10 protein-coding genes and 5 tRNA genes are annotated in these 12,007 nt (G+C 67.7%); 9 read left to right on the top strand and 6 right to left on the bottom strand.

The window, feature by feature from the left end:
• Positions 1-129 precede the first annotated feature (129 nt).
• From ppx to ISN38_RS05985, 5 genes are all read right to left on the bottom strand, one after another.
• A complete protein-coding gene (gene ppx / locus ISN38_RS06005; protein ID WP_047324591.1) occupies positions 130-1,653 on the bottom strand; it encodes an exopolyphosphatase in 1,524 nt (507 codons plus the stop codon).
• Positions 1,654-1,712: 59 nt separating this feature from the next.
• The gene (gene ppk1, locus ISN38_RS06000; RefSeq protein ID WP_003468512.1) at positions 1,713-3,809 is read right to left on the bottom strand and encodes a polyphosphate kinase 1; all 2,097 of its coding nucleotides are present in this window, start codon (positions 3,807-3,809) and stop codon (positions 1,713-1,715) included.
• Positions 3,810-3,820: 11 nt separating this feature from the next.
• Positions 3,821-5,146, bottom strand: coding sequence for a phosphate regulon sensor histidine kinase PhoR (gene phoR, locus ISN38_RS05995; RefSeq protein ID WP_003468514.1), 1,326 nt, complete (start codon positions 5,144-5,146; stop codon positions 3,821-3,823).
• Positions 5,147-5,213: 67 nt separating this feature from the next.
• Positions 5,214-5,903: a phosphate regulon transcriptional regulator PhoB gene (phoB, locus tag ISN38_RS05990; protein WP_003468516.1), complete on the bottom strand. Its 690-nt coding sequence runs from the start codon at positions 5,901-5,903 to the stop codon at positions 5,214-5,216.
• Between the two features lie 82 nt (positions 5,904-5,985).
• Positions 5,986-7,629, bottom strand: coding sequence for a M48 family metalloprotease (locus tag ISN38_RS05985; protein WP_058361249.1), 1,644 nt, complete (start codon positions 7,627-7,629; stop codon positions 5,986-5,988).
• Between the two features lie 141 nt (positions 7,630-7,770).
• On the opposite strand from ISN38_RS05985, the gene grxC reads away from it, so the two are divergent.
• The 3 genes from grxC to ISN38_RS05970 all read left to right on the top strand — a co-directional run bounded on the left by grxC (position 7,771) and on the right by ISN38_RS05970 (position 9,675).
• Positions 7,771-8,082 carry a glutaredoxin 3 gene (gene grxC, locus ISN38_RS05980; RefSeq protein ID WP_003468522.1) on the top strand — a complete coding sequence of 104 codons (312 nt, stop codon included), beginning with the start codon at positions 7,771-7,773 and terminating at the stop codon, positions 8,080-8,082.
• Positions 8,079-8,492 carry a carboxymuconolactone decarboxylase family protein gene (locus ISN38_RS05975; RefSeq protein WP_003468524.1) on the top strand — a complete coding sequence of 138 codons (414 nt, stop codon included), beginning with the start codon at positions 8,079-8,081 and terminating at the stop codon, positions 8,490-8,492. Before grxC ends, ISN38_RS05975 begins: the two co-directional genes overlap by 4 nt.
• A 175-nt stretch (positions 8,493-8,667) precedes the next feature.
• Positions 8,668-9,675: an isocitrate dehydrogenase gene (locus ISN38_RS05970; protein ID WP_003468529.1), complete on the top strand. Its 1,008-nt coding sequence runs from the start codon at positions 8,668-8,670 to the stop codon at positions 9,673-9,675.
• A 112-nt stretch (positions 9,676-9,787) separates the two neighbouring features.
• On the opposite strand, the gene ISN38_RS05965 is transcribed toward ISN38_RS05970, so the two are convergent.
• On the bottom strand, positions 9,788-10,564 hold the full coding sequence (locus ISN38_RS05965; protein WP_003468531.1) for a Bax inhibitor-1/YccA family protein: 777 nt from the start codon (positions 10,562-10,564) through the stop codon (positions 9,788-9,790).
• Between the two features lie 155 nt (positions 10,565-10,719).
• Between ISN38_RS05965 and ISN38_RS05960 the strand changes: the two genes are divergently transcribed.
• From ISN38_RS05960 to ISN38_RS05935, 6 genes are all read left to right on the top strand, one after another.
• Positions 10,720-10,796 (top strand) — tRNA-Pro (locus tag ISN38_RS05960).
• A gap of 45 nt (positions 10,797-10,841) precedes the next feature.
• A tRNA-Arg gene (locus tag ISN38_RS05955) sits at positions 10,842-10,918 on the top strand.
• Between the two features lie 36 nt (positions 10,919-10,954).
• Positions 10,955-11,031, top strand: a tRNA-His gene (locus tag ISN38_RS05950).
• Between the two features lie 76 nt (positions 11,032-11,107).
• Positions 11,108-11,183 (top strand) — tRNA-Lys (locus tag ISN38_RS05945).
• A gap of 42 nt (positions 11,184-11,225) precedes the next feature.
• A complete protein-coding gene (locus ISN38_RS05940; protein WP_155522249.1) occupies positions 11,226-11,369 on the top strand; it encodes a hypothetical protein in 144 nt (47 codons plus the stop codon).
• Between the two features lie 360 nt (positions 11,370-11,729).
• Positions 11,730-11,814: transfer RNA gene (locus ISN38_RS05935), tRNA-Leu, on the top strand.
• Positions 11,815-12,007: the final 193 nt, after the last annotated feature.

Below are 12,007 nucleotides of genomic sequence, written 5' to 3'. Positions count from 1 at the left end.
CAAAAGAAGCCGCTTTTTTTAAAAAAATCGGCCCTTTTTGCATCAAATCGCTTGACATCGATTTACCCAGGTACATCATCCCGAGTCCCGAGTCCCGAGTCCCGAGTCCCGAGTCCCGAGTCCCGTCAGTCAAGCCACAAATGGCCGGAAATTGATCCCCAATCCCGCCATGCCCTCGACCTCGCCGATCAGGTCGGCGCGCTGCAGCGGCCGCGATTCGATCCACGGCTGCGACAGGATCAGGTGCAGGTCGTCGCCATTGGCCTTCAGGTCCAGCGACGGTATCGGTTCGGATTCGTGTGCGCGATGCAACAGCACCGCCAGCCGCAGCAGCGCGGCCTTGCGCCTGGCGCTGAGCAGCAGGCGGTCGGGCAGGGCGTCGAACGCGGTCTTGGACACGTTGCGGCGATGGGTGCGTACCAGCGTCGCCAGCACCTGCTGCTCCTGTCGCGAGAAACCGGCGATATCGGAGTGCTCGAGCACGTAGGCGCCGTGCACGTGGTACTGGCTGTGCGCGATGGCCTGGCCGAGCTCGTGCAGGCGCGCGGCCCAGCCGAGCATGCGCCCGTCGTCGGCATCCAGCGCCCAATCGGTGGCGACCTGTTCGAACAGCGCCATCGCGGTGGCTTCCACGCGCGCGGCCTGCGCCTCGTCGATGCCGTAGCGCTGGGTGAGCGCGGCGATCGCGGTCTCGCGCGGATCGTTCTCGCCGCCGCGGCCGAGCATGTCGTAGAGAATGCCTTCGCGCATGGCCGCCTTGCTCACCATCAGGCGCTGCAGGCCTAGTGCTTGGAACGCGGCCTCCAGCACCAGCACGCCGCCGGCGATGATCGGCCGGCGGTCGGCGGACAGGCCGGGCAGGTCGATGTCCTCGATGCGCTTGGCCAGCAGCAGGCGTTCGCGCAGCAGCGGCAGCGCCTCGGCGGTGATCGCGCCCTTGGTCAGCTTCATCGCTGCGCAGATCTCGCCGATCGCCTTGTGTGTGCCCGACGAGCCCAGCGCCTCGTCCCAGCCCAGCGTGCGGTACAGCCCGGCGAACTGCTGGAACTCGGCGCCGATCTCGGTCAGCGCGTCCTTCCATTTCTTCTTCGACAGCTTGCCGCCGGGGAAAAAGCGCCGCGTGCTGGCGATGCAGCCGGCCTGCAGGCTTTCGCGTTCCAGGGTCTGGAACCCGCGGCCGATGATGAATTCGGTGGAGCCGCCGCCGATGTCGATCACCAGCCGGCGCTGGTCCGGCTTGGGCGGTTGCGCATGCGCCACGCCCAGGTAAATCAGGCGCGCTTCCTCGCGGCCGCTGACCACTTCAATCGGATGGCCGAGCGCGGTTTCGCCGGGGATCAGGAACGCCTGCGGCGAGCGCAGCTGGCGTACGGTGTTGGTGGCCAGCGCACGCACGTGCAGCGACGGCACGTCGCGGATGCGCTGGCCGAAGCGCGCCAGGCATTCCAGCGCGCGTTGCCGCGCTTCGGCCGACAGCCCGCCCTTGTTGTCCAGGCCGTCGGCCATGCGCACGGTCTCGCGCAGGCGGTCCACCACCCGCAACTGTCCGAGTTGATAGCGCGCCACGACCATGTGGAAACTGTTGGAACCCAGGTCGATGGCGGCCAGTAGGTCGCCATCGCGCAACGGCGTGTACGGGGAGATGGAAGGCATGGGCGGAATGGTAGCCGATGCACGGCGGATGCCGTCCATCGGCGCGCGGGCGGCGTGGCTCAGAGTCCGTCGAGCAGGGTCAGCTGCGCCGAATGCAGCGGCTGGTCCTGGCCCGGCGCCAGCTTGCGGTAGCTGCCGCTGGCATCCAGTTCCCACGCGTTGGCATTGTCGGCCAGATAGTTCTGCAGCACCTCGCGATGGATCCGCTTGACCAGGTCCGGATCCAGGATCGGGAAGCAGGTCTCCACGCGCCGCAGCAGGTTGCGCTCCAGCCAGTCGGCGCTGGCGCAGAAAAGCTCCGGCGTGCCGTCGTTGCCGAACCAGTAGACGCGGCTGTGCTCGAGGAAGCGGCCGACGATCGAGCGTACCCGGATGTTCTCCGACACGCCCGGCACGCCGGGGCGCAGCGTGCACGCGCCGCGCACGATCAGGTCGATCTTGACCCCGGCCTGCGAGGCCGCGTACAGCGCGCGGATCACCTGCGGCTCGTTGAGCGCGTTCATCTTGGCGATGATGCGGCCCGGGCGCCCGGCCAGGGCCAGCTTGGTCTCGCGCTCGATCCGGTGCAGCAGGCCCGGGTGCAGGGTGAACGGCGATTGCAGCAGGCGCTTGAGGCGGATCTTCGGGGCAAGCCCGGACAGCTGCTGGAACAGCAGGTGCACGTCGTTGCAGATGTCGGCGTCGGCGGTGATCAGGCTCAGGTCGGTGTAGGCGCGCGCGGTGCCGCTGTGGTAGTTGCCGGTACCCAGGTGCACGTAGCGGCGCAGCTTGCGGCCCTCGCGGCGCACGATCAGCAGCATCTTGGCATGGGTCTTGTAGCCGACCACGCCGTACACCACCTGCACGCCGGCTTCCTGCAGGCGATCGGCAAGGCCCAGATTGGCTTCCTCGTCGAAGCGCGCGCGCAGCTCAACCACCACGGTCACGTCCTTGCCGTTGCGCGCGGCCAGCACCAGCGCATCGACGATGCCCGAGTCCTTGCCGGTGCGGTACAGGGTCTGCTTGATCGCCAGCACCTGCGGGTCCACCGCGGCCTGCTTGATCAGGTCCAGCACCGCGGTGAACGCATCGAACGGGTGGTGCAGCAGGATGTCGCCAGCGGCGGCAATCTCGAAGATGCCTTCGCTGTCGCGCAGCGTGCGCGGATTCATCGGCGGGTACTTCAGCTCCGGGCGCTGCACCAGATCGTAGACCTGATTGACCCGGCTCAGATTGACCGGGCCGTTGATGCGGTAGACCGCGTTCTCCGGCAATTCGAAGTTCTGCAGCAGGGTGCGCATGATCGACTTCGGGCAGTCCTCGGCGATCTCCAGCCGCACCGCCGGCCGGTAGCCGCGGTTGACCAGCTCGTCGCGCAGCGCCAGCGCCAGGTTCTCCACTTCCTCCTCGTCCACCACCAGTTCGGAATTGCGGGTCACGCGGAACTGGTAGGAGCCCATCACCTCCATGCCCGGGAACAGTTCGTCGACGAAGGTGGACAGCACCGAGGACAGGAACACGAAGCTCTGGCCGCCCTCGGCCAGGCTTTCCGGCAACTGGATGATGCGCGGCAGCGAGCGCGGCGCACGCACGATCGCCAGGTGGCCGACGCGGCCGAACGCATCCACGCCCTTCAGCACCACCACGATGTTCAGCGACTTGTTGAGGATCTTCGGGAACGGATGCGCCGGGTCCAGGCCCAGCGGCGACAGCACCGGCATGATCTCGTTGCGGAAGTAGGCGCGCAGCCAGCGCTTCTGCCGCGCGTTCCAGCTGTTGCGGCCGAGCACGCCGATGCCGGCGTCCTTCAAGGCCGGCCGCAGCACTTCGTTCCAGCAGCGGTACTGATGGTCGACCAACTGCGCGGCACGGTCGTGGATGGTGTTGAGGATCGCGCTCGAGCTCAGCCCGTCCGGCGCCGGTGGCAAGCCGAACTCCAGCGCATGGCGCACGGTGGCGGCGCGGATCTCGAAGAACTCGTCGAGGTTGGTGCAGGAGATGCACAGGAAACGCAGCCGCTCCAGCAGCGGCACGCTCGGATCCTGCGCCTGCGCCAGCACGCGGAAGTTGAAATCCAGTTGCGACAGTTCGCGGTTGAGGTACAGCGCCGGGTCGCGCAGCGGGTCGCTGGGAACGTCCGGTGGCGGCGTGGGCGGCAAAGCGGCGGCGCGGGGCATGGCGGTACTCGTTAGGCGGAGGTCAGGGTGGCACGGTCGCGCCGCGGATGCACGCGTCCGGCGCCGAAGTGGCAGGAGAACGTGCTGCCCTTGCCGACTTCGCTTTCGATGTCCAGCCGCGCCTGGTGCAGGCCCAGCACATGCTTGACGATCGACAGCCCCAGCCCGGTGCCGCCGCTTTCGCGCGAACGGCTGCTGGACACGCGGTAGAAGCGCTCGGTGATGCGCGGCAGGTGGTGCGACGGGATCCCGTAGCCGCTATCGCGCACCGACAGCACCGCGCCGTCGCCTTCGCGGGCGAAGGTGATGCTGACCGAGCCGCCGGCAGCGGTGTAGCGCACTGCGTTGGTGACCAGGTTGGAGAACGCGCTGTGCAATTCCTTGTTGGAGCCGACCAGATCCAGATCGGCCTCGTCGTGCACCTCGATGCGGTGCCGGCCCTGGCTATGCGCCTCGGCCTCGCGGCGCAGCGTGGCTAGCATCGGCGCCATCGCGATGGTCTCTTCGTTGGCGTGTTCCTGCGATTCCAGCCGCGACAGGGTCAGCAGGTCTTCGACCAGCTGGGTCATGCGCTGCGACTGCTTGCGCATTTCGGCGATCATCGGCCCGGAATCGGGGAAATCCTCCGGGTCGAGCATGTCCAGATAGCCGTGCACCACGGTCAGCGGGGTGCGCAGTTCGTGCGAGACGTTGGCGACGAAGTCGCGGCGCACTTGCTCCAGCTGCAGAAGCTTGCTGACGTCGCGCGCGACCAGCAGCCAGTAATCGTCGGAGTAGGGAATCAGGCGCAGGTTCAGGCGCAGCCGGTCGTCGATCGGCGAGGGCATGTCCAGCATCGGTTCGGCGTTGCGGCCACCGGCCAGCCAGTGCGCCAGCGGCATCGGCTGCAGGCGTTCCACCACCGGCACGTTCAGGTCGCCGGGGTGGCGCAGGCCGAGCAGGGTGCTGGCGGCTTCGTTGAACCACTGGATGCGCTGGCTCTTGCGGTCCACCACCACCACCGCGTCGGGCAGCGCGGCGGCAGCGCCGCGGTAGGCGCGCAGCATGTCCAGCAGGCGCCGCTTGCGCGTGCGCATTTCCGCCTGGCTGCGGTACAGCAGCCGGTCCAGCTCGTTCCACACGCCGGTGCTGGCCGGCGGTTCCCAGCGCTGGCGCGCGGTCAGCCGGCGCAACACGCTGCGCAGGCGCCAGTAGTGCCAACCCATCACCGCCAGCGAGGTGAGGGTCAGCCCCATCCACACGTGACCGCCGATCCAGCCGGCCAGCACCGCCAGCAGCAGCAGCGCGGCGAGGGTGCCGAGGGTCTTGAACCAGGCGTAACGCATGTGGCGGGGCATCGGAAGCGCGCTCTGTCGCAATGGATCGTGTCCGTCGTGCGCCGGTTATGGCAGGCGTAGCCGTCAGTCAGATGGACGAGGAGAAGCGGTAGCCGGAGCCGCGCACCGTCTGCACCATGTTCTCCACCGCGAACGGTTCCAGGGTCTTGCGCAGCCGGCGGATGTGCACGTCGATGGTGCGCTCCTCGACATAGACGCTGCCGCCCCACACGTGGTCGAGCAGCTGTGCGCGGCTGTAGACGCGCTCGGGATGGGTCATGAAGAAATGCAGCAGGCGGTATTCGGTGGGGCCGATCGGCACCGGCGCGTCGCCGGCGAACACGCGGTGCGCGGCGCCGTCGATGCGCAGGCTGCCGACCGAGACGCTGCCGTCTTCGTCGTCGTCGCGGGTACGCCGCATCACCGCGCGGATCCGCGCCAGCAGCTCGCGGGCCGAGAACGGCTTGACCACGTAGTCGTCGACCCCGGCCTCCAGGCCGCCGACGCGGTCGTTCTCTTCGCCGCGCGCGGTGAGCATGATGATCGGCACCTCGCGGGTCATCGCGTCCTTGCGCCAGCGCCGGGCCAGTTCCAGGCCGCTGGTGCCGGGCAGCATCCAGTCCAGCAGGATCAGGTCGGGGACGCGATCGGCGATGGAGGTCTGCGCTTCCCGCGCGTCGCCGGCGTGGACCGGTTCGAAGTCGCCCTTGCGCAGGGCGAACGCCACCATGTCGCGGATGGCGGGTTCGTCGTCGACGATCAGGATGCGTTTCTGCACGACGGCACCGTGGGACTGGGAGGAGAGGTCGCCAGTAGACTACGGTTTTATTACTATTCGATGACCGCCGCCACATTGCGTTTCACCGCTGTTTCACATCCGGATCCTGTACGCCCTGGCGGCGCAGTTCCAATACTGTCGGGGTGATCGCGGCGACACGCGCATCGATGCGCGCGCGCGCCACGTAGTCGAGGTCGTCGCGCTTCTTCAGATTGTTCAGCTGGATCAGCGCCTGCTCGGGGCGTCCGTTCAGGTAGGCGGCTTCGGCATAAGCTTCGCCGGCGCGGTTGCTGTCGCCGGCCAGCTCGCAGGCACGGGCGAAGGTACGCTGGAACACCGGATCGTCGGCGGCCGCGCTCAGCAGCGGGCGCAGCACCGCCTGCGCGCGCTGCCCGGCGGTACGGCCGCCTTGCTCGTTCAGCGCCGTGGCATAGGTCAGCGCCACCGCGCGGTTGCTCGGCAGGCGCTTGAGCAGGGCGTCGAAACGCGGGTTGGCCTGCTGGCTGCGGCCGTTGCGCGATTCGGCCTCGGCCACCGCCAGACTCAGCCACCAGCTGTCTGGGTGCGCCTTCAGCAGCTCTTCCAGGGTCTGCATGCCGTCCTGCGGGCTGCCGCCGCCGCGCAGCCGGGCCAGCGCCAGGCCGTAGCGCTGGGCGTCGCTGAGGCCCTGCTTGCTGCCCTGGCGCAGGCCCTCGTACTCGCGCACCGCATCTGCCGGGGTATTGGCACTGAGCACGCGCAGGCGCTCGCGGGCCCACTCGAACTGGCCGCTGGCGCCGCGCGCATAGGTCTCGAACTGCAGTTGCAGGCGCCCGGGCAGCAACGGATTGCCGGGTGCGCCCAGCGGCTGGCTTAGCGACACGTCGTTGGGATCGACCCGCTCCTGCAAGCTGCCGCCGGGCACGCTGGTGGTCAGCGTCACCGTGTTCTTCTTCATCTGTTCGGCGCGCTGCCGCGCCTCGCTGATGCGGGTGCTGGTGACCGGGTGGGTCATCAGGTAGTCGGGGGTGCTGTAGCCGCCCTGATTGCCGCGCATCGCCAGCGACATGCGCTCGAAGAAGCCGGCCATCGCGTCCACGTCGTAACCGCTGCGCGCCAGGGTGCGGATGCCCAGGCGGTCGGCCTCCGATTCGTTGGAGCGGGTGTAGTCGATCTGGCGCTGCTGCATCAGCCCCAGGCCGCTGGCGATCGCCGCCTGGGTGGCGTCGCCGCTGGAGCGGCCGCCGGCCTGCTGCGCGGCGACTACCGCGGCGAGCATGCCGAGCAGGATTGGCACCTGGTCGCGCTGCGCCCGCTCCACCCCGCGCAGCACGTGCTGCTGGGTGATGTGCGCGATTTCGTGCGACAGCACCGCGGCCACTTCGTCCTCACGCTCGGCGGTCAGCACCAGTCCGGCGTTGACCGCGACATAGCCGCCCAGCGTGGCGAAGGCGTTGATCTGGCGGTCGCGCAGCATGAAGAACGTGTACTTCTGCTGCGGCTGGTCGCTGTTGGCGCCGAGCCGGATGCCCATGGTCTGCAGCCAGTCGTCGATCAGCGGGTCTTCGAGCACGTAGCCGTAGTTGCGCAGCTCGGCCAGCATCATCTTGCCGTACTCGGCCTGGCGCGCCGGGGTCAGCAGCTCGCCGGCCGAGGAGCCGATGTCCGGCAGCTTGTTCTCCTGCGCCGGCGCGATGGCGGCGGCGGTAGCCAGGGTGATCGCGAAGGCAAGCGGCAGCGGGCGCAAGTGAGGCTCCAGGGCAGGGCGGGGGCCGCGGCGGCGGCGGGTGAATCCAGGGTGATCTGCAGTGTTGCGGCAGCGGACTCGAAAATCCAGCTGGCCGCTACCATAGTGCGCTTGGACCCCTTTTCCTGCCCGGAGTTTCCTGTGGACACCCAACATACCGATGACGGCCAGGCCGGCGGCCCGCCGATCACCCTGTACTCCACCGCGATCTGCCCGTATTGCGTGGCCGCCAAGAACTTCCTGAAGAGCAAGGGACGCAGCTGGACCGAGGTGCGTATCGACCTGGACCCGGCCGAGCGCGAGAAGATGGTGGCCCTGGCGCGCCGCACCAGCGTGCCGCAGATCTTCGTCGGCGACACCCACGTCGGCGGCTACGACGACATGATGGCGCTGCATCGCGCCGGCAAGCTGCAGCCGCTGCTCGACGGCCAGGCGCCCGAGGCGCAGGCATGAGCGCAGCGCAGACGGGCGGCGAGGGCGGCGACGGCCAGGACCGGCTGCGCGCCTTCACCGAGTTCCGCCAGCGCATGAACCAGCGCATCCTGGCCGAGCCGAACCAAGTGGTGCGGCGCTTCTTTGCGCTCGATACCCAGACCTACCAGGCCGGCGCGCTGGACGTGAAGACCAAGGAACTGCTCGGCCTGGTCGCCTCGCTGGTACTGCGCTGCGACGACTGCATCAGCTACCACGTGGCGCAGTGCAAGGAGGCCGGCGTGCAGCGCGACGAATTCTTCGAGACCTTCTCGGTGGGGCTGGTGGTCGGTGGCTCGATCGTGATTCCGCACCTGCGCCGGGCGGTGGATTTCCTCGACCAGCTCGAGGAAGGCGCCGCCGCGGCGCCGTCGGAGCACGCGCACGGCTGAGTGGCGCCGGATCGGCCTGGGACGCGCCGCCTGCAGGCGGCGCGCTGGGTTTTGCGCCTGCCTGGTTTTGGGGGCCTTCACCGGCTTCGGGCATAATTACCGGTGAAACCTCCTTGCGCCTGCAGCCCGGGCTTCCGGTCGGCGCATTCCCCCTCTGTACGGAACCCCCAATCCTATGACGCAGACAATCACGGTCATTCGTGGCGATGGCATCGGCCCCGAGATCATGGACGCCACGCTGTTCGTGCTCGACGCGCTGAACGCCGGCCTCACCTACGAATACGCCGACGCCGGCCTGGTCGCCCTGGAGAAGCACGGCGATCTGTTGCCGGCCGCCACCCTGGACTCGATCCGCAAGAACAAGATCGCGCTGAAGAGCCCGCTGACCACGCCGGTCGGCGAGGGTTTCAGCTCGATCAACGTGGCCATGCGCCGCCAGTTCGACCTGTACGCCAACGTGCGCCCGGCCAAGTCGTTCCCGAACACCAAGTCGCGCTTCGGCGCCGGCGTGGACCTGATCACCGTGCGCGAGAACACCGAAGGCGCCTACCTGAGCGAAGGCCAGGAAGTGTCGGCCGACGGCGAGACCGCAGTGTCGATGGCCAAGGTGACCCGCAAGGGCTCCGAGCGCATCGTCCGCTACGCCTTCGACCTGGCGCGGGCGACCGGCCGCAAGAAGGTCACCGCGGTGCACAAGGCCAACATCATCAAGTCCACCTCGGGCCTGTTCCTGAAGGTGGCGCGCGAAGTGGCCGCGAACTACCCGGAGATCGAGTTCCAGGAAATGATCGTGGACAACGCCTGCATGCAGCTGGTGATGCGTCCGGAGCAGTTCGACATCATCGTCACCACCAACCTGTTCGGCGACATCCTGTCGGACCTGTGCGCCGGCCTGGTCGGCGGCCTGGGTCTGGCCCCAGGCGCCAACATCGGCGTCGATGCGGCGATCTTCGAGGCCGTGCACGGCTCGGCCCCGGACATCGCCGGGCAGGGCAAGGCCAACCCGTGCGCGCTGCTGCTGGGCGCGGCGCAGCTGCTGGACCACGTCGGTCAGCCGCAGAACGCCGAGCGCCTGCGCAGCGCCATCGTCGCCACGCTGGAAGCCAAGGACGGGCTGACCCCGGACCTGGGCGGCAGCGGCAACACCATGGGCTTCGCCAAGGCCATCGCCAGCCGCCTGTAAGCCGGCGCGCAGAAAACAAAAAAAGGGCGCTGCGAGGCGCCCTTTTTTGTTGCCGCCCAGAACCGGGGCTGCGAAGCTCTTCGAGCCCCGAGCCCCGAGCCCCGAGCCCCGCTCAGTTCCGCGACTGCAACTTCGACAGCAACCGCAGGAACTCGATGTACAGCCACACCAGGGTGACCATCAGCCCGAACGCGCCGTACCACTCCATGTACTTGGGTGCGCCCTGTTCCACGCCGGTTTCGATGAAGTCGAAATCCAGCACCAGGTTCAGCGCCGCCACCACCACCACGAACAGGCTGAAGGCGATGCCCAGGCCGCTGGATTCGTGGATGACCGGGACGGTGATGTTGAAGAAGCCGAGGACGATGGAGGCCAGGTACACCAGCGCGATGCCGCCGGTGGCCGCGACCACGCCGAGCTTGAAGTTCTCGGTGGCCTTGATCAGCCCGCTGCGGTAAGCGAACAGCAGCGCCAACAGGGTGCCGAAGGTCAGCAGCACCGCCTGCAGCACGATGCCGTTGAAGCGCACTTCGTACATCGCCGAGATCGAGCCCAGGAAGAAGCCTTCCACCAGCGCGTACAGCGGCGCGGTGATCGGCGCCCAGGTCTTTTTGAAGGTGGTGATCATGGCCAGGATGAAGCCGCCGATGGCGCCGCCCAGCACGTAGCCGATGATGCCCGGTGCGATCACTTCGTTGCCGGCGCCATCGACCGAGATCGACTGGCTCCAGGCGAACGCCGCGGTCAGCACGGTCAGCAGCAACAGCGCGCCGGTCTTGTGGATGGTGCCGTTCAGTGTCATCGCCTCGCCGTCGCGCGAAACCACTGCGCCGCTGCCGAGGTCGAGGAAGGTGGATTCCTTCAAGGCGGGGTTGCCGCTGCGGATCATGCTGTTTCTCCCTGTAAATGAAGACGATTGGCCGGTATCGGCCACAAGTGGCGAGGATAGCGCAGGCGGCGTTGACGCGATGTGCCGTTGACACCGGGCCGCGAGCTTCCCACAATAGCCGACCTTTCCGGCCTCGGCCGCGAGGGATGTTCCGCCGGGGTATAGCGCAGTCTGGTAGCGCGCCTGCTTTGGGAGCAGGATGTCGGGGGTTCGAATCCCTCTACCCCGACCAATCCGATGTCCAAACGGCGGAGAGGAATGCGACAATCCGGCCCGGGCGCCCGTAGCTCAACCGGATAGAGCACCGGCCTTCTAAGCCGGCGGTTACAGGTTCGATTCCTGTCGGGCGCGCCACACCGGTGCCGGATAGGGTGTTGCAAGAGTTCAATGGTGGCTGTAGCTCAGCTGGTTAGAGTACTGGATTGTGATTCCAGATGTCGGGGGTTCGAGTCCCCTCAGCCACCCCATTGATCGCGTGACCCGCTGCTTCGCGGGGTGTTGCAACGAAGCAAAAAAGCACATAAGATGTGCGACTCAGTTTCAGGGCCGTTAGCTCAGTTGGTAGAGCAGTTGACTCTTAATCAATAGGTCCAAGGTTCGAATCCTTGACGGCCCACCAAATCAAGCAGCCACTTAGCGCAAGCCAAGTGGCTGTTTTTTTATGACCCAAGCGTTCTCGGCGCAGCTGGCGATGGCATGGGTGCGCATCGGCCGGCAACGGTGGACGGCGCGCAACAAGAGCTGGGTCAACCATGCGGAACTGGCCGAGGCCAATCGCTGCTGGAGCCGCTGTGCGAGTTGCTGAGCCGCCCGCGCGATGCGTCGCGTGATCGGCCGATGTCGCTGGCCTTCGTGCTGGCGCCGGCCGCGGTGCGCGGGCGGCGCCGGGTGCCCAGGGGCTGAAGGCAAGGCTGCCTGGTGCCTCGCCATCGGCGGGATCGCGAAAATGTGCGCTCCGCCGTCGCCATTTCGGCGCTAGCCCTTCCCAGCGAGGCGGCCTAATGCATTGATTACAAAGCCCTGCGGCACTGCATCTCGATCGACGGGCGCGCGCCTGGCCTCCCGGGCCGCCGACCGGGCCGGGCGGCATCCCCTGCGTCGGGCGCCTTTTTCTTTGCCGGCAGGCCTGCAACAATGCGCAGGCGCGCGCTTCCGGCGCCGCAGCGCGAAAGTGGCGGAATTGGTAGACGCCCTGGTTTTAGGTACCAGTGCCGCAAGGCGTAGGGGTTCGAGTCCCCTCTTTCGCACCATCCCGGCGCCGCGTGCGCGGCCCGCCACAGCCCATATCCCCCGTCCGCATCCCTGCCGCGCCAGGGCTGCAGCGGTGCCGGCCGACCGGGCGCGCTGGCAGGCGCCGCGGGAATAGGCGAAACTATCCGGCTGCGGCGGCCGTCCCGTGCCCGCGTCAATCCGTTCTTTACTACATCGTGCCGAGAGCCGTGG

It is taken from the genome of Xanthomonas translucens pv. undulosa (assembly GCF_017301775.1).
GTDB classification, from domain to species: Bacteria; Pseudomonadota; Gammaproteobacteria; order Xanthomonadales; family Xanthomonadaceae; genus Xanthomonas_A; species Xanthomonas_A translucens.
Note: the sequence above shows the minus strand (reverse complement) of the source record. Positions and strands in the feature narration are given on the sequence as shown.